The organism is Terracoccus luteus (genome assembly GCF_003635045.1).
Lineage (GTDB): Bacteria > Actinomycetota > Actinomycetes > Actinomycetales > Dermatophilaceae > Terracoccus > Terracoccus luteus.
This window is the reverse complement of sequence record NZ_RBXT01000001.1, coordinates 1,496,271-1,517,878: the sequence shown is the minus strand read 5'-3', so window position 1 is coordinate 1,517,878 and position 21,608 is coordinate 1,496,271. Positions and strand designations below refer to the sequence as shown.

Annotated in this window: 24 protein-coding genes and 1 tRNA gene; 6 read left to right on the top strand and 19 right to left on the bottom strand. The window is 74.1% G+C overall.

Features of this window, described 5'->3' with window-relative positions:
- Positions 1–208: 208 nt before the first annotated feature.
- The 8 genes from DFJ68_RS07010 to clsA form a co-directional block, all read right to left on the bottom strand.
- On the bottom strand, positions 209–712 hold the full coding sequence (locus tag DFJ68_RS07010; RefSeq protein WP_121032128.1) for a bifunctional nuclease family protein: 504 nt from the start codon (positions 710–712) through the stop codon (positions 209–211).
- A gap of 77 nt (positions 713–789) precedes the next feature.
- Positions 790–1,503, bottom strand: coding sequence for a transcriptional regulator FtsR (gene ftsR, locus DFJ68_RS07005; RefSeq protein WP_121032127.1), 714 nt, complete (start codon positions 1,501–1,503; stop codon positions 790–792).
- Between the two features lie 50 nt (positions 1,504–1,553).
- On the bottom strand, positions 1,554–2,090 hold the full coding sequence (locus tag DFJ68_RS07000) for an FHA domain-containing protein (protein WP_121032126.1): 537 nt from the start codon (positions 2,088–2,090) through the stop codon (positions 1,554–1,556).
- 159 nt (positions 2,091–2,249) lie between these two features.
- On the bottom strand, positions 2,250–2,639 hold the full coding sequence (gene gcvH / locus DFJ68_RS06995; RefSeq protein WP_121032125.1) for a glycine cleavage system protein GcvH: 390 nt from the start codon (positions 2,637–2,639) through the stop codon (positions 2,250–2,252).
- A gap of 119 nt (positions 2,640–2,758) precedes the next feature.
- Entirely contained in the window at positions 2,759–3,538 is a 780-nt protein-coding gene (locus tag DFJ68_RS06990; RefSeq protein WP_121032124.1) for a DUF881 domain-containing protein, read from the bottom strand.
- A 2-nt stretch (positions 3,539–3,540) separates the two neighbouring features.
- Complete coding sequence (locus DFJ68_RS06985) at positions 3,541–3,873, bottom strand: small basic family protein (RefSeq protein WP_121032123.1); 333 nt, start codon at positions 3,871–3,873, stop codon at positions 3,541–3,543.
- The gene (locus DFJ68_RS06980) at positions 3,870–4,817 is read right to left on the bottom strand and encodes a DUF881 domain-containing protein (protein WP_121032122.1); all 948 of its coding nucleotides are present in this window, start codon (positions 4,815–4,817) and stop codon (positions 3,870–3,872) included. The genes DFJ68_RS06985 and DFJ68_RS06980 overlap by 4 nt, the downstream gene beginning before the upstream one ends.
- The gene (gene clsA, locus DFJ68_RS06975) at positions 4,814–5,449 is read right to left on the bottom strand and encodes a cardiolipin synthase ClsA (RefSeq protein WP_276330695.1); all 636 of its coding nucleotides are present in this window, start codon (positions 5,447–5,449) and stop codon (positions 4,814–4,816) included. Before clsA ends, DFJ68_RS06980 begins: the two co-directional genes overlap by 4 nt.
- Positions 5,450–5,547: 98 nt before the next feature.
- Here clsA and DFJ68_RS06970 point away from each other — a divergent pair, with 98 nt between their 5' ends.
- On the top strand, positions 5,548–6,945 hold the full coding sequence (locus DFJ68_RS06970) for a YibE/F family protein (RefSeq protein ID WP_121032121.1): 1,398 nt from the start codon (positions 5,548–5,550) through the stop codon (positions 6,943–6,945).
- A 99-nt stretch (positions 6,946–7,044) separates the two neighbouring features.
- Here the strand turns inward: DFJ68_RS06970 and DFJ68_RS06965 are convergent.
- From DFJ68_RS06965 to ald, 11 genes are all read right to left on the bottom strand, one after another.
- Positions 7,045–7,118 (bottom strand) — tRNA-Pro (locus tag DFJ68_RS06965).
- 192 nt (positions 7,119–7,310) lie between these two features.
- Complete coding sequence (gene der / locus DFJ68_RS06960; protein WP_121035174.1) at positions 7,311–8,777, bottom strand: ribosome biogenesis GTPase Der; 1,467 nt, start codon at positions 8,775–8,777, stop codon at positions 7,311–7,313.
- Between the two features lie 105 nt (positions 8,778–8,882).
- Entirely contained in the window at positions 8,883–9,548 is a 666-nt protein-coding gene (locus tag DFJ68_RS06955; RefSeq protein ID WP_121032120.1) for a lysophospholipid acyltransferase family protein, read from the bottom strand.
- Positions 9,545–10,294 (bottom strand): (d)CMP kinase, encoded by a 750-nt coding sequence (gene cmk / locus DFJ68_RS06950; protein ID WP_121032119.1) that lies wholly within the window; start codon positions 10,292–10,294, stop codon positions 9,545–9,547. The genes DFJ68_RS06955 and cmk overlap by 4 nt, the downstream gene beginning before the upstream one ends.
- A 115-nt stretch (positions 10,295–10,409) precedes the next feature.
- Positions 10,410–11,498 carry a prephenate dehydrogenase gene (locus tag DFJ68_RS06945; RefSeq protein WP_121032118.1) on the bottom strand — a complete coding sequence of 363 codons (1,089 nt, stop codon included), beginning with the start codon at positions 11,496–11,498 and terminating at the stop codon, positions 10,410–10,412.
- Entirely contained in the window at positions 11,495–12,472 is a 978-nt protein-coding gene (locus DFJ68_RS06940; protein WP_121032117.1) for a pseudouridine synthase, read from the bottom strand. Before DFJ68_RS06940 ends, DFJ68_RS06945 begins: the two co-directional genes overlap by 4 nt.
- Positions 12,469–13,104, bottom strand: a complete 636-nt coding sequence (gene scpB / locus DFJ68_RS06935; protein WP_121032116.1) for an SMC-Scp complex subunit ScpB — start codon at positions 13,102–13,104, stop codon at positions 12,469–12,471. The genes DFJ68_RS06940 and scpB overlap by 4 nt, the downstream gene beginning before the upstream one ends.
- Positions 13,097–14,185: a segregation and condensation protein A gene (locus tag DFJ68_RS06930; RefSeq protein ID WP_121032115.1), complete on the bottom strand. Its 1,089-nt coding sequence runs from the start codon at positions 14,183–14,185 to the stop codon at positions 13,097–13,099. Before DFJ68_RS06930 ends, scpB begins: the two co-directional genes overlap by 8 nt.
- A 5-nt stretch (positions 14,186–14,190) precedes the next feature.
- Complete coding sequence (locus tag DFJ68_RS06925) at positions 14,191–15,240, bottom strand: ParA family protein (protein ID WP_245963517.1); 1,050 nt, start codon at positions 15,238–15,240, stop codon at positions 14,191–14,193.
- Positions 15,241–15,298: 58 nt separating this feature from the next.
- The gene (gene xerD / locus DFJ68_RS06920) at positions 15,299–16,204 is read right to left on the bottom strand and encodes a site-specific tyrosine recombinase XerD (protein WP_121035173.1); all 906 of its coding nucleotides are present in this window, start codon (positions 16,202–16,204) and stop codon (positions 15,299–15,301) included.
- Positions 16,205–16,314: 110 nt separating this feature from the next.
- Positions 16,315–17,430: an alanine dehydrogenase gene (gene ald, locus DFJ68_RS06915; protein WP_121032113.1), complete on the bottom strand. Its 1,116-nt coding sequence runs from the start codon at positions 17,428–17,430 to the stop codon at positions 16,315–16,317.
- Positions 17,431–17,608: 178 nt separating this feature from the next.
- On the opposite strand from ald, the gene DFJ68_RS06910 reads away from it, so the two are divergent.
- From DFJ68_RS06910 to DFJ68_RS06885, 5 genes are read left to right on the top strand one after another with little or no spacing between them, the layout of a single operon-like run.
- Positions 17,609–18,388 (top strand): prolipoprotein diacylglyceryl transferase, encoded by a 780-nt coding sequence (locus DFJ68_RS06910; RefSeq protein WP_121035172.1) that lies wholly within the window; start codon positions 17,609–17,611, stop codon positions 18,386–18,388.
- Complete coding sequence (locus DFJ68_RS06905; protein WP_211333287.1) at positions 18,385–20,058, top strand: radical SAM protein; 1,674 nt, start codon at positions 18,385–18,387, stop codon at positions 20,056–20,058. Before DFJ68_RS06910 ends, DFJ68_RS06905 begins: the two co-directional genes overlap by 4 nt.
- A complete protein-coding gene (locus DFJ68_RS18095) occupies positions 20,055–20,501 on the top strand; it encodes a hypothetical protein (protein WP_147431525.1) in 447 nt (148 codons plus the stop codon). Before DFJ68_RS06905 ends, DFJ68_RS18095 begins: the two co-directional genes overlap by 4 nt.
- Positions 20,498–20,950, top strand: a complete 453-nt coding sequence (locus DFJ68_RS18450) for a hypothetical protein (RefSeq protein WP_211333286.1) — start codon at positions 20,498–20,500, stop codon at positions 20,948–20,950. Before DFJ68_RS18095 ends, DFJ68_RS18450 begins: the two co-directional genes overlap by 4 nt.
- A gap of 33 nt (positions 20,951–20,983) precedes the next feature.
- Positions 20,984–21,607, top strand: a complete 624-nt coding sequence (locus tag DFJ68_RS06885; protein ID WP_121032111.1) for a hypothetical protein — start codon at positions 20,984–20,986, stop codon at positions 21,605–21,607.
- The last annotated feature ends 1 nt before the right edge of the window (position 21,608 follow it).

Genomic DNA, 21,608 nt, shown 5'->3' with positions numbered 1-21,608 from the left:
CACGACAGCGGGATAACTACAGCCGCGTCGTTCCTCGACGGTAGAGCCCGGGCGAGCCACCGTCAATCACCGGTGCACCGTCAGGTTCGCGTGTCGCGACCGTCGTCCGCCAACTCTCGATGTGAGGTAGAGGGTGAACCCATCGAGCATGCGGGAAATCCCTCACGTCACCCGTCTACACGCTCGCGGGCTGGCCTGGCGAGCGGTGTCAGCTCTGCGGGCGCTGCGGGTCGTCGCCGCCGCCCTCGGGCTTCTCGAAGTCCTCGGCGCTGACGTGGTCGAGGAACTCCTTGAACTTCTCGACCTCGTCGTCCTCCTCGGACGAGACGACGATGGCGGCCTCGTCGAGGATGGCGCCGTCGACGAGCACCTTGGCCCCGGTGCGCAGCGCCAGGGCGATCGCGTCGGAGGCGCGCGAGCTGATCTCGGCCTTGCCGTCGACGATGAGGGCGGCGTGGAACACCGAGTCCTTGAGGGCGACGATGCGCACCTCCGTCAGCTCGTGACCGAGCACCGCGAGGACGTCGCGCATGAGGTCGTGGGTCAGCGGCCGCGGCGGCACGACGCCCTGCTGGGCGTAGGTGATCGCGGCGGCTTCGGCCGCACCGATCCAGATGGGCAGGTAGCGACCGCCGTCGCGCTCCCGCAGCAGCACGATGGGGTTGTTCGTCGGCATCTCGACCCGGACGCCCAGCACGTCGACCTCTCTCACTCCCCCACCGTACCCCGCTGTTTCCGTGGGAGATACGGGGCAGTCCGGGTGTGGATGCCGTCGGGTGCCGACCGGTGTCAGCGGGCGAGGCCGGAGCGGACGAGGGCCACGTGCAGGGCGATGCAGGCGGAGGCGATCTCGGCCGCCCGCTCCTCCCTCGACCCGTCGACGCGCCGTGTGGCCAGCACCTGCTCGACCAGCCCCACCTCGCGGTCGGCCGCGGTGCGGAAGGAGCGCAGGTGGCGGGCCTCGAGGCCGTGCGAGGCGAGGGTGTGCGCGGCGGCGGCGACGGCGAGGTCGTCGCCGGTGAAGTGCCCGGCGGCGTCGGGGCGCAGGAGGCCGAAGTTCTCGAGGGCGTGCATCGTGTCGCGGTCGATCCCGGTCGCGCGGCGCACCTCGGGGCCGGTCAGGGTGACGTCGTCACGGGCCAGCAGGGCCGGGGCGTCGGGCACCTCGGGGTCGGCGACCGGTTCGGGCGGCTCCGGGGCGCCGACGGCTCCCTCGGGCTCCTGCAGCCCCCGGTCGAGGGCGTCGAGCGCCTCACGGATGACCTTGAGGGGCCAGAACCGGTCGCGCTGGGCGCCGAGGATGTAGCGCAGCCGCCGGACGTCGTCGGGGCTGAAGGTGCGGTATCCCGAGGCGGTGCGCTCCGGGGTGACCAGGCCCTCGGCCTCGAGGAAGCGCAGCTTGCTCGCCGAGACGTCGGGGAACTCCTGCGACAGCTCGGCGAGCACCTTGCCGATGGTGAGTCGGGGCGCTCCGGAGCCCGTGGTGGCGGTGTCGTCGGTCATCGAGGCGTCGTGGAGTCGTGGTGGCGTCGTCGTGTGGGGTGAGGCGCGGGTCAGACGGCGGCGTAGTAGACGAGGCGGAACTTGCCGACCTGGACCTCGTCGCCGGTCTGCAGCGAGGTCTCGTCGACGAGCTGCCGGTTGACGTACGTGCCGTTGAGTGACCCGGCGTCACGCACGGCGTACCCGCCTGCGGCGCTGACGAACTCGGCGTGACGGCGGGAGACCGTGACGTCGTCGAGGAAGATGTCCGAGTCGGGGTGGCGCCCCACGACGACGCGGTCGTCGTCGAGCAGGAACCGCGCCCCGGTGTTCGGGCCACGCTGCACGACGAGCAGGGCCGTACCCGGCCGCAGCGCCTCGATCGTGGCCTGGTCCTCGGCGCTCAGGCCACGGGTGCCTGCCTCGGCGTGGTCGGGGTCCTGGCTGGGGACGCCTTGGAAGCGCAGGGTGCGCGGCTCGGCCGCGCTGTCGTCGACGCGGGGCTGGCGGGTGGTGCGGTCCGCCTCCTCCGACCAGCCGGGGCCGTCGGTGGGCTCGCCGGACGTCGGGTCGGCGTTCTCATCGGGCCCGGGGGGCTGGCTCGACATGCGCTCCTCCTCGTCGATCGTGGTCGTCCCTGACGGTGACCGTCACTCTAGTGGGACGGCCGGGACGGTTGCGGGCGCCCCCGGCATCCGTGGACGCGGCCGGGGGCGGCCCGCTCGGCGGGGGCGCGGCTCGTCCCCGACCGGTGTCTCGGGGTTCGGTCAGCCCAGGGTCTGCTGGTAGGCGTCGGCGTCCATGAAGGCGTCGAGGGCGGACGCGTCGGAGACGCGCACCTCGAACATCCAGCCCTCGCCGTACGGGTCGGAGTTGACGAGCTCGGGGGTGGCGTCGAGGGCGGGGTTGACGCCGGTGACCTCACCGTCGACGGGCGCGTAGACGTCGCTGACGGACTTCGTCGACTCGACCTCGCCGCACGCGTCGCCGGTCGCGACGGTGTCACCGACGGTCGGCAGTGAGACGAAGACGACGTCGCCGAGGGCGTCCTGGGCGAAGGAGGTGATGCCGACGCGCACGACACCGTCGTCACCGGGACGCAGCCACTCGTGGTCGCTGGTATAGCGCAGGTCGGACGGGTAGTCGAGGTCGCTCATGGCACTCCTTCGGGGCGGCGGCGCGGTCGGGCAGTTGAGAGGATGCCATGCCGGGTCCGGCGCGCGCTGCACGACCCCACAGCCCGTGTCGCCGTGCCCGGGTGACGACGTGCGCGCCGTCAGCCCGTCGGTCGGGCGTGGGTCAGCGGCGTGGGCACGTGCAGCGCCGTGACCTCGACCTCCGGGCGTTCGACGACGGTGGCCGAGGCGCCCTTCTGGCGCACCGTCTCGACGATGCCGCCCGGGATGGTCATGGCCGAGGCGAGGGTGTTGCTGTCACCGACGGCGAGCACGGTGACCGGGCGGGTGAAGGCCGTGCCGTCGATGCTGAGGTCCCCCCCGTCGTCGCCCACGTACGACGACGCCACGACGCGCACGCCACCGACCTGGATGGCCTCGGCGCCGGCGTCGCGCAGCTCCTGGATGACGTCGAGGATGACCGGGCCGGTCACCGTCCGCTGCGGGTCGCTGATCGTCAGGGTGATCCCCGGGCCCTTGGCGCCGATGGTGCCCGCGAGGATGCCGAGGGTGTCGGCGCGGCGCTGGGCCTGGGCCAGCGCCTCCGCGCTCGTGCCCACGCCGCTGCGGAGCCGGTCGCGGGTGGCCTCGAGCTCGCGCACCTGGGCGTCGAGCCGCGCGCCGCGCACCGACACGTCGTCGAGCACCCGGACGAGGTCGCTCTGGCTCAGCTGGCCGAGGTCGCGCTCGTTCGTCAGCTGCACCTGCGTCGCGATGGCGACGCCGAGCGCGATGGCGAGCACGGCGCCGAGCAGGTTGGCCCGCGTCGCCCGCGGGCGACCGAGCCGCACCAAACGGCGCCAGGCGGCGCGGCCGTCGGCTGAGCGGGGTTCGGCCGGACCCGGGTCCGGGCGGGGGTCGGTGGGGCCGTCGTCCATCATGGTCAGGCCTTGAAGAGGTGCCGGCGGATCGAGGCGACGTTGGAGAAGATGCGCACGCCGAGCACGACGACGACGCCCGTCGACAGCTGCGCCCCCACGCCGAGCTGGTCACCGAGGAAGACGATGAACGCGGCGACGACGACGTTGGACAGGAACGAGACGACGAAGACCTTGTCGTCGAAGATGCCGTCGAGCACGGCGCGGACCGCGCCGAAGACGGCATCCAGGGCCGCGATGACCGCGATGGGCAGGTAGGGCTGGAGCCAGACGGGCACGGACGGGTCGAGCAGCAGCCCGAGCCCGAGGCCGACGACGAGGCCGATGACCGGGATCACCGGGCACCTCCCGAGCTCGAGGGTGAGGGGGTGGTGGACGTCGTCGCGACGGGTGTCGGGTCGAGACCGAGCGGCTCGGCGTGAACGAGGCGCACCGCCGTGTCGGCGGGCACGGTGAGCGAGTCGGACCCCGCGAGGTCGGACCGGATGCCGTACTGGTCGCCGAGCTGCGTGAGGTACGCCCCCGAGAAGGAGCCCTCGAAGCGGGACGTGAGCGTGTCGGCATCCCCGATCGCGGTGACGACGTAGGGGCGGGTCAGCGGGCGGAAGTCGACGATGACGGCCTGGCCGGCGAAGCGGATGGCGGCGGTGGCGCTCAGCCGGTGCCCGTTGATTGACACCGCCTCGGCGCCGGCCGCCCAGAGCCCGTTGACGGCGATCTGCAGGTCGCTCGAGCTGACCCGGCCCGGGGTGAAGCCGCCGCTCGGGCGGGTGCCCGCCGCGGCATCGGTGTCGGCCGACGGCGCGTCGTCGAGGGTGAGGGTGACCCCGGGGCCGGTGAGCGCCACGGCGGCGGCCTGCACCTCTAGGGTGCCGATGCGGGCGCTCAGCGCGGACCCGCCCGACTGGGTCAGCTCGGCGGCCTCGTACTCGCGCACCTGGGTTCCGAGCGCGGCGAGCTTGGCCTCCTGTGCGCTCCCCTGCTGCTGCAGCGTCTCGATGCGGCTGACGAGCTGCTCCTTGACGCTCGCGGCCGCCGTGGGCCGTGGTCGCAGGGCCGAGGCCGAGACGGCGAAGAGGAACCCGGTGAGCACCGCCATGACGACGACGACCACCGAGCGGGTCGGGGCCGACGGGGACGAGGCGGGCAGGTCGCGGGCGCGGCGCCGGTCGGCGGCCTCCTGGTAGCCGGGGTCGAGGGGGCGCTCGAGCATCGAGGTCAGCAGCGTCATCGACGCGTCGGGGCGCCGAGCCGGGCCAGCGGGGCGGGTGGGCTCGGTCATCCCGACCTCGCCGACCGACCCGAGGGACCTGAGGGACCCGAGGCGGTCAGGCGCCCGCTCAGCACCTGTCGGGCCTGGATCGCGTAGAGCACGGCTGCGAGCCAGTAGAGGCCGACACCCCACCACGCGAAGCCCCAGCCGAGCGGCCGGGAGACGGCACCGAGCCAGTCGTCACGGTGGGCGAGCAGCAGCAGCGGGAAGGCGTAGAGGAGGTTGAAGGTCGCCGCCTTGCCGACGAAGTGCACCGGCAGACCGGTCTGTCCGCGACGCTGCAGCACGAGCAGCATGAGGGCCATGACGACCTCGCGGGCCAGCAGCACGACGACGAGCCACACCGGGATGATGTCGCGCCAGGCCAGCCCGACGAGGGTGGTGAGGATGTACAGCCGGTCGGCGACGGGGTCGAGCATCGCGCCGAGGGCGGACTCCATGCCGAACGCCCGGGCGATCTTGCCGTCGGCGTAGTCGGTCGCCCCCGACAGCGCGAGGATGCCGAAGGCGAGCAGGTCGCGCTCGCTGAGGATGGCCCAGAGGAAGATCGGGACACCGACGAGGCGCAGCATCGACAGCACGTTGGGCAGCGTGAGCACCTTGTCCCTGCTCTGCCGCTGCGTCCCCGACCTGCCTGTCACGCACACACCCTAACGGGCCGTCTCGGGCCCACCTCCCGTCCGAGCCGGCCCCGGCGCGGCCCCCGGGTCGGTGGCGGCCGACCTGACACACTCGGCGCATGACCGCCTCGGGGCCCCGACCCGGCCATGATGCCGGCCAGACGCACGGACACACCCACGACCCGGACGCGCTCGCCGCGCTCGACGCCGACGTGCGGGTCAGCGCCCGCGCCCGGTCGGTCCTCGTCGCCGTGCTGGCGGTGCTCGGGCTGCTCACGGTGCTCGGCCTCGTCGTCACGTGGCCGTCGGGAGACGCCTCGACCCGCGGGGGCAGCACGGCGTTCGTCGCGTCGGGTGCGGGCACGACGGGCGCGACCGTGCTCTCGACGCTGCCGGCCTGCCCGCCCGAGACGACCGACCCCGCGCTCGACCCCGCGCTCGACCCCGCGCTCGACCCCGGCACCTCGACCACCGAACCGGGCCTCCAGCCGGGCTCGACGTGCGGGGCCATGGTCGTGCGGGTCGACCCTGACGCGGTGCCGCAGGGACAGGCGACCGAGCAGACCGTCCCGCTCGACGGACCGGTGGCGCGCTCGGGGCTGCAGGCGGGCGACCGGGTGACGCTGCTGGCCGTGGGCGGTGACGACGGGCAGCCGACCGCGTACTCCTTCCTCGAGGTACAGCGGTCCGCTCCGCTGCTGTTCCTCCTCGTCCTGTTCGTCGTCGTCGTGGGCGTCGTCGCCCGCCTGCGCGGCATCCTCGCGCTGGTCGGCCTGGGCGTCGGCGGCGTCGTCGTCGTCACCTACCTGCTGCCCGCGCTGCTCGAGGGACGCTCCGGCATCGTCGTCGCCCTCGTCGGCTCGGCCGCGATCATGTACGTCGTCCTCTACCTCGCCCACGGGCTGTCGGTGCGCACGAGCACCGCCCTCGCCGGCACCCTCTTCGGCGTCGCCATCACCGCCGGGCTCGGGGTGCTCGCCATCGGGTGGGCGCGGCTCAGCGGCGTCGGCGACGACGAGGGCGCCACCCTCACGGCGGTGCAGCAGTCGCTGCAGCCGCGCGAGCTGCTCACCGCGGCCATCATCATCGCCGGCCTCGGGGTGCTCAACGACGTGACGATCACGCAGTCGTCGGCCGTCTGGGAGCTGCGCGCCGCCGCCCCGTCCCTGGGCCGCCGTCAGCTCTTCGCCTCGGGCATGCGCATCGGGCGCGACCACATCGCCTCGACCATCTACACCATCGTCTTCGCCTACGCCGGCGCCGCGCTGCCCGTGCTGCTACTGCTCTACGTCTACGACCGCCCCGTCCTCGACATGCTGCAGACCGAGTCGTTGTCGCAGGAGATCGTCCGGACCCTCGCCAGCGCGATCGGGCTCGTCCTCGCGGTCCCGGCCACCACCGCCATCGCGGCCCTCACGGTCGGCGACGCCACCGTCGCCCCCACCGACGACCACGACGACCACGACGACGACGAGCCGTCGCCGTCCGAGGCTTCCTCCGCCGCCCAGACCGACTGACCGCGCGGTCCGTCTCAGGTCGGATGCCGGGTGGCAGGCGGGGACGGCAAGAGCCCTGCACTCCGGTGGAGTGCAGGGCTCTGACCTGCGAGAACACGGTCGGGCTGACAGGATTTGAACCTGCGACCCCTTGACCCCCAGTCAAGTGCGCTACCAAGCTGCGCCACAGCCCGTGGCCCCCTGCGGGGCGAGCAAAACACTAGCGCACGCACTGCGCGCCGACCGAATCGGCCCGGCGCCACGGCATCCTCGCTCGGGTGCGCCTCCTTCAGCTGCCTGACCGACCGGCCGATCAACTGGCCGATGGCGCTGTCAGGACGACACCGGATGCGTGTTGATCGGCCAGCCGATCCACGAGCCAGGGGTCAGCGGCGGCGCTTCTCGCGCACGCGTACCGAGACCTCGATCGGGGTGCCCTCGAAGCCGAACTGCTCGCGCAGGCGGCGCTCGAGGAAGCGGCGGTAGCCCGCCTCGATGAACCCCGACGCGAAGATGACGAAGCGAGGCGGGCGAGTCGAGGCCTGCGTGGCGAAGAGGATGCGGGGTTGCTTGCCGCCCCGCACGGGGTGCGGGTGGCTGGCCACGATCTCACCGAAGAACGCGTTGAGGCGGCCGGTGGGCACGCGGGTGTCCCACGACTCGAGGGCCGTCTCGATGGCGGGCACGAGCCGGTCCATGTGGCGGCCGGTGCGGGCCGAGACGTTGGCGCGCGGTGCCCACGGGACCTGGACGAGGTCACGTTCGATCTCGCGCTCGAGGAAGTGGCGGCGCTCCTCGTCGAGGGTGTCCCACTTGTTGTAGGCGATGACGAGGGCACGGCCGGCGTCGATGACCTGCTGGATGACGCGGACGTCCTGCTCGGCGATCGGCTCCGAGGCGTCGACGAGCACGACGGCCACCTCGGCCTTCTCGAGCGCCGTCTGCGTGCGCAGCGAGGCGTAGAAGTCGGCGCCGCGCGACTGGTGTACCCGGCGCCGGATGCCGGCGGTGTCGACGAAGCGCCACGTCTTGCCGCCGAGCTCGATGAGCTCGTCGACGGGGTCGCGGGTCGTGCCGGCGACGTTGTCGACGACGACGCGGTTCTCGCCGGCGAGCCGGTTGAGCAGGCTCGACTTGCCGACGTTCGGGCGGCCGATGAGGGCGACGCGGCGCGGACCCCCCTGGGCGTAGGCGCCGCTCGCCGACACGGTGGGCAGCACCTCGAGCACGGCGTCGAGGGCGTCGCCGCTGCCCCGGCCGTGCAGGGCGGACACGGGCCAGGGCTGGCCGAGCCCGAGGTTCCACAGCACGGCCGCGTCGGCCTCGCCGCGCTGGTCGTCGACCTTGTTGGCCACGAGCACGACCGGCTTGCCGGCCCGGCGCAGCAGCCTGACGACCGCCTCGTCGTCGTCGGTGGCGCCGACCGTCGCGTCGACGACGAACATGACGACGTCGGCGAGGTCGATGGCGATCTCGGCCTGCTCGGCCACGCGCAGGTGGATGCCGGTGGCGTCGGCCTCCCAGCCACCGGTGTCGACGACGGTGAAGCGGCGTCCGGCCCACTCCCCCTCGTACGAGACGCGGTCGCGCGTCACGCCGGGGACGTCCTCGACGACCGCCTCGCGGCGGCGCAGGATGCGGTTGACGAGGCTCGACTTGCCGACGTTGGGGCGGCCGACGACCGCGACGACCGGGAGCGGCCCCTGCGGCGTCTCGTCGCCGCCGACGACCCCGTCGGCCGAGAGCAGCGCCTCGTCCTCGGGCGCGAGGTCGAACTCGGCCAGGCCGGCGCGCAGGGCGCGCTCGACGGCGGCGTCGTCAGGGCCGTCGCCCTGTCGGGGCGCGGTCGAGATCGTGGCGCCCCCGGTGTCGGGGCGGGCGGTCTCGTCGGTCACGGTGTCCTCGAATCGCTGGTGGGCCCCGGCGCGTGGCGGGGCCGCGAGCCCTCGGCGGAGGACTCAGTGGAAGTCGGCTGGACCACCATTCTCCACCCGCGCGAGGCGCACGTGTGACGCGAGGCGCTCGCGCAGCTCGTCGGTGGCCAGTCGCAGGCGCTCCCGGCCGGGCACGCCGGGTCGCTCCTGAAGGGTGAACGGGTGGCCGAAGTCGACGTCGAGGCGGCTGAGCGGGCGGGGCCACGCCCCGGCGCCGCGCCCCTCCACGCGGGTGCCGAGGACCGCGACCGGCACGATCGTCGCGCGGGTCCGCAGGGCCAGCCACGCCGCGCCCTGGTTGACCTCGTCGACGTCTCCGGTGCCGCGGTTGCCCTCCGGGAAGATGCCGACCGCGTCGCCGCGCTGCAGCACCGCCGCCGCACGCCCGAGGGCGGCGCGGTCGCCGACGCTGCGGTCGATGGGGATCTGCCCCACCCCGCGCAGCACGGCGCCGAAAGGCCCGCTGAACGCCTCCTGCTTGACGAGGAAGGTGACCGCCCTCGGCGCCATCGACATGACGAGCGGGCCGTCGAGGAACGCGGCGTGGTTCGCGACGAGGATGACGGGACCGGATGCCGGGACGCGCTCGGTGCCGCGGGCGTGGCCCCGGTACGCGGTGTGGAACAGCACGATGCCGATGCCGCGCCCGATGCGGGCCCGGCGCGGGTGCGGGGCGGCGGTCTCGCTCACGCCCGTGCGGCCGCCACGACCTGGAGCACGGCCGCGACCGAGCCGGCGAAGTCGAGGTCGGAGGTGTCGACGGTCGTCACGCCGTCGGCGGCGACGCTGAACTGCGAGACGGTCGAGTCGGCGGCGTCGCGGCCCAGCACCTGGGCCCGGGTGGCGGCCACCGAGCCGGCGTCGGCGGCGCCGTGCAGCTCGGTCGACCGGCGGGCAAGCCGCGCCTCCTCGCTCGCGGTGAGCAGGATGCGCACCGGGGCGTCGGGGGCGACGACGGTCGTGATGTCACGCCCCTCGGCCACGACGCCGCCGCGCTCGCCCGAGGCGTCGGCGATGAGGCGGCGCTGCTGGTCGCGCAGCAGCTCGCGCACGGGGATGACGACGGCGACCTTCGAGACCTGCTCGGAGATGCGGCTCTCGCGGATGCCGGCCGTGACGTCGGTGTCGCCGACGGTCACGGTCGGGTCGTCGGGGTCCGTGCCGATGTGCAGCGGCAGCTCGCGGGCCGCGGCGGTGACGGCGTCCGCGTCGTCGAGGTCGACCCCGGTGTCGAGACACCACCAGGTCAACGACCGGTACATCGCCCCGGTGTCGAGGAACCCGTAGCCCAGCTCTCGGGCGACCTGCTTGCTCACGCTCGACTTGCCCGACCCGGACGGGCCGTCGATCGCGACGACGAACCCGGGGAAGGCCTCGTCACCGCCGGGGGCCGAGGTCGTGAGGGGCGAAACGGTCGGCGGGGCGGCGTCGGGCATGGCCAGCAGCCTAGTCGCCCGCGATCCCGGGCCCGACCGGCTGCGCGACGCCCGTCGGGCGGCGTGCCCCCGTCGCTTCCCCGTCGCTCCCAAGGAACCCGGCCGACCGGCATCCTCAGTCGTGAAGGCGCCAGCCCAGCCCGGACAGGGCCGCACGCAGCGGCTCGACCGAGGCGGGGACGACGGCGATCTCGGCCACGCCGACGGCCTGGCCGATGCCGTGCTCGAGGTGGAGGTCCTCGAGGTTGACGCCCGCCGCGCCGACGTCGCCGAGCAGGCGGGCGAGGGCACCGGGCTCGTCGGGGACGACGACCGAGACGACCTCGTACGCGGTCGGCGCCGCGCCGTGCTTGCCGGGGATGCGCGCGTGACCGAGGTTGCCCGACTCGAGCACCCGGCTCAGCACGCCGAGCGAGCCGGGCGCCTCCTCGGTGCGAGTGAGGGCGTCGAGGGCGCCCAGCACGTCGTCGAGCTCGCCCCGCACGTGCCGCAGCACGTCGGCGACGGCGGCGGCGTTGCCGGCGAGGATCTGGGTCCACAGTCGGGGGTCGCTGGCAGCGATGCGGGTGACGTCGCGCAGCCCCTGCCCGGCGAGCCCGACCGCCTCCTCGGGCAGCTCGCGCAGGGCCGCGGCCACGACGCTGGCGGCCAGCTGCGGCACGTGCGACACGGCGGCGACGGCCTCGTCGTGCTCGTGCGCCGGCATGACGCGCACGGCGGCGCCGACGGTGCGGGCCAGCTCGGTGACCGCGCGGACGGCGGCATCCGTGCTCGTCTCGTGGGGGACGACGACCCACGCGCGGCCGTCGAAGAGGTCGCCCCGGGCGGCGGCCGCCCCGGAACGCTCGCGGCCCGCCATGGGGTGCGAGCCGACGTAGCGCTCGAGCTGCGGGGCGCTCGCGCCCGCCCGCACGGCGCGCAGCACCGACTCCTTGACGGAGGCGACGTCGGTGACGACCGCGGCGGGCCACCGGCCCAGCGCCTCGAGCACGGCGTCGGCGACGACGTCGGGCGGTGCGGCGACGACGACGACGTCGGGCGCCGGCTCCTGCGTCGAGGCCAGTGAGCCGGCCCGCAGGTCACGGGCCAGCCGCTCGGCCGTCGGTGACGGGTCCTGCAGCGTCACCGCGTGGCCGGCGGCGGTGAGGGCGATGCCGAGGCTGGTGCCGACGAGGCCCGTGCCGATGACGTGGACCCGGGTCACAGCCCCGCAGCCTTGTAGAGCGCCCCGACCTCCGCCTTGTTGAGCCGGCGCAGGCGACCGACCTTGAGGTCGGCGAGGCGGATCGGACCGACCTCGGTGCGCACGAGCTCGACGACCGGGTGCCCGACGGCGTCGAGCATGCGGCGCACGACGTGCTTGCGGCCCTCGTGCAGCACGACCTCGACCATCGCCTTGCCGGGCTGGTGGTCGACGATGCGGAACGAGTCGACCTTGACGGGGCCGTCGTCGAGCTCGACGCCCTCGCGCAGGCGGCGCCCGACGTCGCCCGCGACCGGGCCGCGGATCGTTGCCACGTACGTCTTGAGCACGCCGTACGACGGGTGCTGCAGGCGATGGGCGAGGTCACCGTCGTTCGTCAGCAGCAGCAGGCCCTCGGTGTCGGCGTCGAGCCGGCCGACGTGGAACAGGCGCTCCTCGCGGTTGCCGACGTAGTCCTCGAGCGAGATGCGGCCGAGCTCGTCGTGCATCGTCGTGACGACGCCCTTGGGCTTGTTGAAGGCGAGGTAGACGCGGTCCTCGTCGAGGTTGATGCGCACCCCGTCGACGTGGACGGTCTGGGCGCGCGCGTCGATGCGTACCCCGAGCTCGGTGACGACCTGGCCGTCGACCTGCACGCGGCCCGCGGCGATGAGGTTCTCGCACACCCGTCGCGACCCGACACCGGCCGCGGCGAGCAGCTTCTGCAGGCGCACGCCGTCGGGGTCGTGGACGTCGACCTCCGGGGTGGCGCGGCGCTCGGGCAGCTTCGTGGGCTGGCTGGGGCGGGTCGTCCCGGCGAAGCGGGGCCCGTTCTTGGCACCGCTCCCCCGGCCGGCGGCCTTCGCGTTCTTGCCGGCGACGGGGCGGCCGGCGCCCTTGCCTCCCGGCTTGCCGCCCGACTTGCTCCCGGGGGGGCCCCCGGCACGGCCGCCGGGCTTGCGGGGCTGGCGGGGTGACCTCGAGTGCTCGGTCATGAGTGTCCTTCCTCGACGAGCTCGTCGATGACGTCGGCGTCGGGCAGATAGGGGGCGAGGGCGGGCAGGTCGTCGAGCGAGTCGAGACCCATGCGCTGGAGGAAGTACGGGGTCGTCGCGTACAGCGCCGCACCGCCGTCGCCGGGGTCGGGGACCTCCTCGACGAGCCCCCGCGAGACGAGGGTGCGCACGACCCCGTCGACGTTGACGCCCCGCACGGCGCTGACGCGCGATCGTGAGACGGGCTGACGGTACGCGATGACGGCGAGCGTCTCGAGCGACGCCTGGGTCAGCTTGGCCTGCTGGCCGTCGAGCACGAACTTCTCGACGACCGGTGCGAGCTCGGCGCGGCTGTAGAACCGCCACCCGCCCGCGATCTGGCGCAGGGTGAAACCACGCTCGGATGCCGTGTAGTCGGCCTCGAGGGCCACGAGGTGCTCGCGCACGGTGTCGACCGGCTGCTCGAGGGCCGTCGCGAGGGCGACCTCGGTGACCGGCTCGTCGACGACCATGAGGACGGCCTCGAGCGCGGCGGGCAGACCCCCGGGCAGCGTCCTGACGTCGAGGGCCGCCTCGTCGGCGTCGCCGCTCACCTCCGGGTCGGCGCCGACCTGCTCGTCGAGGTCACTCATCGCGTACTCCTGCCTGGGCCGGGGCGGCGGCGTCCGACGCCGTCCCGCCCGTCGTGTCGTCGTCGGCGCCGCCGTCGGTGTCGTCGGTCCCGTCCGTGTCGTCGGCGCTGGGGTCGTCGGCCTCGTCCGTCTCGTCGAACTCGTCGAACTCGTCGTCGATGGACACGTCCCCCTCGGTCGAGCCGGTCCAGCGCACCTCGAGCTCACCGAGGGCCTCGGCCTGCTCGAACGCGACGGCGGCCTCCTTGAAGAGCTCGAGCAGCGCGAGGAAGCGCGCGACGATCACGAGGGTGCTGTCGGCATCCTCGACGAGCGCCCGGAAGGAGCTCTGGCCACGGCGGCGGAGCCGGTCGACGATGAGGGTGGCCTGCTCGCGCACGCTGACCTGCGGTGCGTGCAGGTGCTCGAGGCCGACGGTCGGGGGGATCTTCGGGGTCATGGCCCGGGCCGCGATGCGGGCGAACTGCTCGGGCGTGACGGCGATGACGAGCTCGGGCAGCAGGGTCGCGAACTCCGGCTCGAGCCCGGCCTGTCGCGGCGTGAGCCGGCCGGCGCCGGCCATGCGGTCGCGGAAGGTGTCGGCGATCTGCTTGTAGGCCCGGTACTGCAGCAGTCGGGCGAAGAGCAGGTCGCGGGCCTCGATGAGGGCGAGGTCCTCGTCGTCCTGCGGGCTCGAGTTCGGCAGCAGCCGCGCCGCCTTGAGGTCGAGCAGCGTGGCGGCGACGAGGAGGAACTCCGACGCCTGCCCGAGGTCCCACTCGCCACCCGCCTCGCGGGCCGCGCGGATGTGCGCGATGAACTCGTCGGTCACCTGGGCGAGGGCGATCTCGGTGATGTCGAGCTTGTGCTTGCTGATGAGCCCGAGCAGCAGGTCGAAGGGTCCGCTGAAGTTCTCGAGGTGCACCTCGAACGGGGTGCCGCCGCGGCGCGTGATGACCCCGCCGGGGACGGCAGCCGCCCCGCTCGTGGCTCGCCCGACGGGGAAGTCGCCCTCGGGCTGCTCCGCCGGATCTGCCTGCGGCGTGGTCGGACCCACCGCGGGGGCGGTCGCGGTGGCGCCGGTGACGGACGGGACGGTCATGGCCCTCAGGCCGCGCCACCGCGCGCGATGAGCTCGCGCGCCAGCTGCCGGTAGGCGCTCGCCCCGGAGTGCTCGGAGGAGTACGACGTGATGGGCTCGGCGGCGAGCGTGGCGTCGGGGAACTTCACCGTGCGGCTGATGACGGTGTGGAACACCTGGTCGCCGAAGTGGTCGACGACCGAGCGCACGACCTCGCGGCTGTGCAGCGTGCGACCGTCGTACATCGTGGCGAGGATGCCGTCGACGTGCAGCCGGGGGTTGAGCCGGTCGGTGATCTTCTCGATCGTGTCGATGAGCAGGGCGACGCCTCGCATGGCGAAGAACTCGCACTCGAGCGGGATGACGACGCCGTGGGCCGCGGTCAGCGCGTTGACGGTGAGCAGCCCGAGCGAGGGCTGGCAGTCGATGAGGATGACGTCGTAGTCGTCGACGACCGGGCGCAGCACGCGGGCGAGGATCTGCTCGCGGGCCACCTCGCCGACGAGCTGCACCTCGGCGGCCGACAGGTCGATGTTGGCCGGCACCACGTCGAGGTCGGGCGTGCGGGTGTGCTCGATGACGTCGCGGATGTCGTGACCGCGCTCGACGAGGAGGTTGTAGATCGTGACGTCGAGGCCCTGCGCGTTGACGCCCAGGCCCACCGAGAGCGCGCCCTGCGGGTCGAAGTCGATGACGAGCACCTTGCGGCCGAGCTCGGCCAGCGCCGCCCCGAGGTTGATCGTCGTCGTCGTCTTGCCGACGCCGCCCTTCTGGTTGCACATGGCGATGATGCGGGCGGGGCCGTGGCTGGTGAGGGGGGCCGGCACCGGGAAGTCGGGAAGCGGTCGCCCGGTGGGGCCGTTGGCCCCGACGCCGGCGCGCTCGGTGCCGGGCAGCGTCGCGCTGTGCTCGACGAGCTCGCCCTGTCGGCCCTGCTCGACGCGGTCGGCGGTTCGGTGCTCCTGCTCGACCGGCTGCGGCGGGGTCTCGTGGTGCGGTGCGGTCGCGGGAGCCGAGTCGTCCAGGTGGTCGCTCTGCATCGTCTCGCGTGACTCCTCGTTCACCGGATGGTCCATTCCTCGCCCCGTCACCGGCACGCCGCGGTCGGCCTCTCGCCGATCACGAGCGACCCTATCAGCGGGCCCGGGGGTGGGCTCCCGCGTACACCTCGCGCAGCCGCTGCACCGACACCATCGTGTAGACCTGCGTCGTCGTCACCGACGCGTGGCCGAGCAGCTCCTGCACGACGCGCACGTCGGCCCCGCCGTCGAGCAGGTGCGTCGCGAAGGAGTGGCGCAGGGTGTGCGGTGACACGTGCTCGCGCAGGCCCGCCCGCTCGGCCGTCCGCTGCAGCACGAGCCAGGCCGACTGCCGCGAGAGGCGCTGGCCCCGGGTGCCGAGGAAGAGCCCCGGCCCGCCGCGGCCGTCGCGCACGAGGGCGGGGCGCCCCCGCACGAGGTAGGCGTCGACGGCCTCGACGGCGTACCGGCCGACGGGCACGACCCGCTCCTTCGAGCCCTTGCCGAGCAGGCGGACCACGCCGCCGCGCGGTCGCAGGTCGAGGTCGTCGACGTCGAGCGCGACGGCCTCGCCGATGCGCGCCCCGACGCCGTAGAGCAGCTCGAGCAGGGCCCGGTCACGCAGCGACTCGGCGGTGTCGCCCACCGACGACGCCTCGAGCAGCCGCTCGACCGACTCGACCGGGATCGCCTTGGGCAGCCGGGCCGGTGGCCGGGGCGGGGGCACCGCCGCGGCCGGGTCGGTCGGCGTCTCGCCCTCGAGGGCGAGGAAGCGGTGGAAGCCCCGGACGGCGACGAGCGTGCGCGCCACCGACGAGGAGGCGAGGCCGCGGTCGTACAGCGAGGCGAGGAAGTCGGAGACGTCGACCTCACGCACCTGCCGCGGGTCGCTCACGCCGCGACCGTCGAGGTGCTCGACGTACCGGCGCAGGTCCCGGGCGTAGGCCGACAGGGTGTTGGCCGACGCCCCCTTCTCGACGCGGACGTGGGCCAGCCAGCCGCGGACCGCGCGCTCCAGCAAGGTCGCCGGCCGACCGGCATCCGACCCGTCCGGCTCGTCCGGAGTCGGGCCGGAGGTCTCCCGGGTGCCGGCTCCCTGGCGGGGGCCGGCACCCGGGGCGGGCACCTCCGTCAGGAGAGCGCCTCCTCCAGGCTGACCGACGACATGCCGTGCGCCTCGGCGACGGGGCCGTAGGTGACGTGCCCGGCGTGCGTGTTGAGGCCCAGGCCGAGGGCGGCGTCGCCGCGCAGCGCGTCGCGCCAGCCCTGGTTGGCCAGCTTGACCGCGTAGGGCAGCGTCGCGTTGGTCAGGGCGTAGGTCGAGGTGTTCGGCACGGCGCCGGGCATGTTGGCCACGCAGTAGAACACCGACTGGTGCACCTGGTAGGTCGGGTCGGCGTGGGTCGTCGCGTGCGAGTCCTCGAAGCAGCCGCCCTGGTCGATGGCGATGTCGACGAGCACCGAGCCCGGCTTCATCTGCGCCACGAGGTCGTTCGTCACGAGCTTCGGCGCCGCGGCGCCGGGGATGAGCACGGCCCCGATGACCATGTCGGCCTCCATGACCTGCTGCTGGATGGCCAGCTTCGACGACGCGAGACCGTGCACCCGGTTGTCGTAGCGCCAGAACGACATGCGCAGCTTGTCGAGGTCGGTGTCGAGCAGGGTGACGTCGGCGCCCATGCCGAGGGCGATGTTGGCCGCGTTCTGCCCCGAGACGCCCGCACCGATGATGACGACCTTGGCGTTGGCGACCCCGCCGACGCCGCCCATGAGCACGCCACGCCCGCCCTGGGCGCGCATGAGCGAGTGGGCCCCGACCTGGGGCGCGAGGCAGCCGGCGACCTCGGACATCGGGTAGAGCAGCGGCAGCGCGCCCGAGGGCAGCTGCACCGTCTCGTAGGCGATGCCGGTGACCTTGCGCGTCGCCAGCTCCTCGGTGAGCGGCTTGTCGGCGGCGAGGTGCAGGTAGGTGAAGAGGGTGAGGTCCTCGCGCATGCGGTGGTACTCCTCGGCCACCGGCTCCTTGACCTTGAGCACCATGTCGGCCTCGCCCCACACCTCGTCCGCGGAGTCGATGATGCGGGCCCCCGCGGCGACGAAGTCGTCGTCCGAGATCTGCGAGCCGACGCCGGCATCCTTCTCGACGAGGACCTCGTGGCCGTGCTGCGTGAGCTCGTGGGCACCGATGGGGGTGAGCGCCACCCGGTACTCGTGGTTCTTGACCTCGCGGGGGATGCCGACCTTCATGCTGTGTCCGTCCTTGGTTCGGGAAGCTCCCCGAGACCTCGTGGGCCCGAGGGTGGTGACCGGTCCACGTCGACCGGCGGGAGACAATCTAGCGACGCGGCGGGCCCTGCCGGAAAACGGGCCCGACCGGGTGGGCGTACTCACGCCGGCCGTGCCCACCGCGTGCCACAGTGGCGCCATGCATCCGGTGCTGCTCGAGCTCGGCGGCCTCGTCGTCGGCACCCACGAGGCCTTCGTCGCGCTGGGTCTGCTCGTCGCCTTCGCCGTGCTGCACGCCGAGATGCGCCGTCGCCGTGAGCACGACCCGCGCCTGTGGGCGGTCGTGGCCGTGGGCCTGGCCTGGGGTGCCGTCTTCATGTACGCCGGGACGTGGCTGCAGCACCTCGACCTGCGTGAGAACGCCGGCCTCGTCGAGCAGTTCGTCCTCGGCAACCGCAGCGTCATCGGCGGCCTCGTCGGCGCCTACCTCGGCGTGCTGCTCGGCAAGCGCCTCACCGGCAACCGCGCCCGTACCGGGGCGCTCTTCGCGCCCGCCGTCGCCGCGGGCCTCGCCGTCGGCCGGGTCGGGTGCCTGCTCACCGAGAGCCCGGGCACGCCGACGGGGGCCGGGTGGGGCATCGTGCTCGCGCCGGATGCCGCGGCGCGGGTGGGCGCCCCCGCCGGGGTGGCGCTGCACCCGTCGTTCGTCTACGAGATCGTCTTCCACCTCGTCGCGCTCGCGGTGCTGCTGCGCTGGCGCGACCGGCTGGCCGAGCCCGCCGGCCTCTTCACCCTTTACATCGCGGCCTACGCCGTCTTCCGCTTCGCCGTCGAGTTCGTGCGCGGCAACGAGGTGGCGTGGGCCGGCCTCACCCGCCCCCAGCTCGTCCTCGCGGTGCTCGCACCGCTCGCGGTGTGGCGCGCCGTCGTCGTGCTCGCCGCACCCCGTCCCTCAGCCCGACTGCAGGAGGCCACGTGAGCCCGCCCCACTCCCCCGCCGCCGGAGCCGGCCGCCCGCTGCGCGGCGACCGCATCCACCGGTACGTCGTGGCGTTCTGCCCGCGGTGCCACGACGAGCAGCCCGACCGTGACCTCGCCGACGTGCCGCGGCTCAGCGGCTGGCTGGCCGAGCGCGACGGCCGCGTGTGGCTCGAACGCGGATGCCGGGAGCACGGTCTCGTGCGCACGCTCTACGACGAGTCGCCCGAGATCCTCACCTACCTCGAGCAGTGGACCGCCCCGACGAAGTCGCACGTGCCCGACCGCGTCGGCAACTACCTGCCCGTGCCCGAGGCGTACGCCCACGGCCTGCCGGCCATGCAGACCCAGCACACCTGCATCCTCGTCGAGGACGTCACCGAGCACTGCAACCTGCGCTGCCCCACGTGCTTCGCCGACTCGGCTCCGGCCCTGAGCGGTGTGGCGCCGGTGGCGGAGGTGCTCGCGAACGTCGACGCGCGTCTCGCCCGCGAGGACGGGCGCCTCGACGTCCTCATGCTCTCGGGCGGCGAGCCGACGCTGCACCCGCAGCTGGCCGAGCTGCTCGACGCCCTCGTCGAGCGGCCGATCGTGCGCATCCTGGTCAACACGAACGGGCTGACCGTCGCCCGCGACGACGCCCTCGTCGCGCTGCTGCACCGGCACCGCGAGCGCGTCGAGGTGTACCTGCAGTACGACGGCGCGAGCGCCGAGGCGTCGCGTCACCACCGCGGCGCCGACCTGCGCCGGTTCAAGGACCTCGCCATCGAGCGGCTCGCGGCCGCCGAGGTCTTCATGACCCTGACGATGACGGCGGCCCTCGGGGTCAACGACGACGAGATCGGCCACGTCGTGCTGCGCGCCCTCGAGACGCCCTACGTCGGCGGCGTGTCGGTGCAGCCGCAGTTCGGCAGCGGCCGCAGCGGCGCCATCGACCCGCTCGAACGGCTCACGCACACCGGGGTGCTCGCCCGCCTGGGGCCGCAGACCGGTGGGGTGGTGACGTGGCGCGACCTCACCGCCCTGCCGTGCTCGCACCCGCACTGCGCGTCGGTGGGCTACCTGCTGCGCGACGACTCGGGGGCGTGGACCTCGCTGACGCGCGCCGTCGGGCACGACCGGCTGCTCGAGTGGCTCGACCTCGCCCCCGACCTGCTGGCGAACCGGGTCACCGACCAGTCGCTGCCGGCCGGGCTGCGCTCTGCCGTCAAGGAGTCCGTGCTCGGGCTGCTGAGCGAGCAGTCGTCGCTGTCGCATCCGCAGGTGGGCGACCTGTGGCGGGGCATCTGCGACGGGTGCGACCTCGGCGTCGGCACCCTCGCCACCCTCGCCGGGTCGCGCCTGCCGGGCCAGCGACGCCGGCTGAGGCGGCTGCTCGCCGAGCGCGTCGTGCGCATCACCGTCAAGCCGTTCATGGACGTCTCGACGATGATCGAGGAGCGGCTCACGCAGTGCTGCGTGCACGTCGGGACGCGCGGCCCCGACGCCGCCGACCAGTGCGCCCCGTTCTGCGCCGTGCAGGCCTGGCCCCGGCTCGCCGAGCAGCGGCTGTCGGTGAGCGCCGCCCCGGGTCGGCGCACTCTGTCGCTGACCCCGGTGGCGGGGCCGGCGACGGAGGCTTTCGGGACCGGGGTCGGGTCTGCGTCCGAGCCAGAGGTCGTGACGTCGTGAGCGTCCCTCCGCCCCTGTTCCCGCCGGCGGGTGGGACGCCGCCGGCCGGACCTCCCTCCGGGGAGCCTCCCGCCGGGGGTCCGCCGGGCGGGTCCGGTGGCTCCTACTGGCCGCCGTCCGGGCCGCCGTCCGGGCCTCCCTCGGGGCCGCCCGGTGGTTCTGCGGGCGGGCCACCACCGCGCCGTCCCGGGAGGCTCGTCGGCGGCCTCGTCGCCATCGCCTTCCTCGTCGTCACCGCGGCCGTCGCCGGCCGGATGCGCTCGGGGGTCACGGTGCTCGTCCTCGCCCCGCTCGTCGCCCTCGTCGTCGCGTCGCTGCTCGTCGCGAGCGAGCGGCTGCGGCCCTACGCGGTGGGGTTCGTCATCACCCTCGCCGCCGTCGTCGTCGTGCTCGGTGGGGCCTGTGTCGGCCTCATCGCGCTGCTCGCGACGGGGTACTCGTGACCGGGCCGGGCCCGCACGACCCCCGCCCCGGCGGCGGGGAGGACGCGGCGGGCGAGTCGGTCAGGTCGGAGGGTGCACAGCCGCACGGCCGCGCCGTCGACCTCACTCCCACTCCAGCCCGACCCGCGCCCCCGCACGGCGGGGCATCCGACGGGGCGCCCGACGGGGCGCCCGACGGGGCGCCCGACGAGGCCACGGACGCGACGCACGGCGGGCGCGACGACCCGCTGCGGCTGTGCGTCTTCGCCACCGTGGCGCTCATCGCCTGGCTGGCCGGCCCCTGGGCGGTGCTCGGCTTCGCCGGCCTCGGCTTCGCCGGCTACTGGAGGGCGCGCCGACACGGCCTGCTGCGCTCGCGGTGCCTGCTCGGCGACACCCGCCTCGTGCTGCTCTACCTCGGCCTGCTCGTGGCCGTCGCCGCGTGGGGCGCCTGGCGGTCCGTCGCCTAGGTTGGTCGCGCCCGCACGACCGAGAGGCTCGCCATGAAGCTGTACGCCGACACCCCCGCCCGCCGGACGCGGCAGATCGTCAGCGACACCCTCGTGCTGCTCTGGGTCGGTCTGTGGGTGTGGCTCGGGCGGCAGGTCTTCGACACCGTGCAGCTGCTGCAGGGGCCGGCCGGGTCGCTGCGGTCGGCGGGCCAGACGGTGGAGGGGTCGCTCACCGGGGCCGGTGACGAGGCCGGCCGGCTACCGCTCGTCGGCGACTCGCTGCGCGTCTGGCTGCAGCAGGCGGCCGGCTCGGGCACGACGCTGCGCGAGGCCGGCACGTCGATGTCCGACACCGTCCACACGGTGGCACTCGTGCTCGGCATCGTCATCGCCGCGGTGCCCATCGCCCTCGTCGTGCTCGTGTGGGCCTTCGTGCGCTACCGCTTCGCGCGCCGCGCGACGACGGCCCAGCGCTTCATCGACGCCAGCGCCGACCTCGACCTCTTCGCGTTGCGAGCCCTCGCCCGCCAGCCGATGACCGCGCTGGCCCGCATCAGCGACGACCCGGCCGGGGCGTGGCGGCGGGGAGACCCTGCCGTCGTGCACGCCCTCGGCGTGCTCGAGCTGCGCAGCAACGGCCTGTGGCCGCCACCCCTCGAGCCCCGGGCCCGCTGAG

What these genes read in the sequence shown, in the direction of transcription:
- DFJ68_RS07000 (WP_121032126.1), bottom strand. Translation starts at nt 2,090, where the DNA reads ATGTCGAGCCAGCCCCCCGGGCCCGATGAGAACGCCGACCCGACGTCC.
- ftsR (WP_121032127.1), bottom strand. Translation starts at nt 1,503, where the DNA reads ATGACCGACGACACCGCCACCACGGGCTCCGGAGCGCCCCGACTCACC.
- DFJ68_RS06910 (WP_121035172.1), top strand. Translation starts at nt 17,609, where the DNA reads ATGCATCCGGTGCTGCTCGAGCTCGGCGGCCTCGTCGTCGGCACCCAC.
- DFJ68_RS06925 (WP_245963517.1), bottom strand. Translation starts at nt 15,240, where the DNA reads ATGGACCATCCGGTGAACGAGGAGTCACGCGAGACGATGCAGAGCGAC.
- gcvH (WP_121032125.1), bottom strand. Translation starts at nt 2,639, where the DNA reads ATGAGCGACCTCGACTACCCGTCCGACCTGCGCTATACCAGCGACCAC.
- DFJ68_RS06930 (WP_121032115.1), bottom strand. Translation starts at nt 14,185, where the DNA reads ATGACCGTCCCGTCCGTCACCGGCGCCACCGCGACCGCCCCCGCGGTG.
- ald (WP_121032113.1), bottom strand. Translation starts at nt 17,430, where the DNA reads ATGAAGGTCGGCATCCCCCGCGAGGTCAAGAACCACGAGTACCGGGTG.
- scpB (WP_121032116.1), bottom strand. Translation starts at nt 13,104, where the DNA reads ATGAGTGACCTCGACGAGCAGGTCGGCGCCGACCCGGAGGTGAGCGGC.
- DFJ68_RS06970 (WP_121032121.1), top strand. Translation starts at nt 5,548, where the DNA reads ATGACCGCCTCGGGGCCCCGACCCGGCCATGATGCCGGCCAGACGCAC.
- DFJ68_RS06940 (WP_121032117.1), bottom strand. Translation starts at nt 12,472, where the DNA reads ATGACCGAGCACTCGAGGTCACCCCGCCAGCCCCGCAAGCCCGGCGGC.
- DFJ68_RS06885 (WP_121032111.1), top strand. Translation starts at nt 20,984, where the DNA reads ATGAAGCTGTACGCCGACACCCCCGCCCGCCGGACGCGGCAGATCGTC.
- DFJ68_RS06990 (WP_121032124.1), bottom strand. Translation starts at nt 3,538, where the DNA reads ATGATGGACGACGGCCCCACCGACCCCCGCCCGGACCCGGGTCCGGCC.
- DFJ68_RS06980 (WP_121032122.1), bottom strand. Translation starts at nt 4,817, where the DNA reads ATGACCGAGCCCACCCGCCCCGCTGGCCCGGCTCGGCGCCCCGACGCG.
- cmk (WP_121032119.1), bottom strand. Translation starts at nt 10,294, where the DNA reads ATGCCCGACGCCGCCCCGCCGACCGTTTCGCCCCTCACGACCTCGGCC.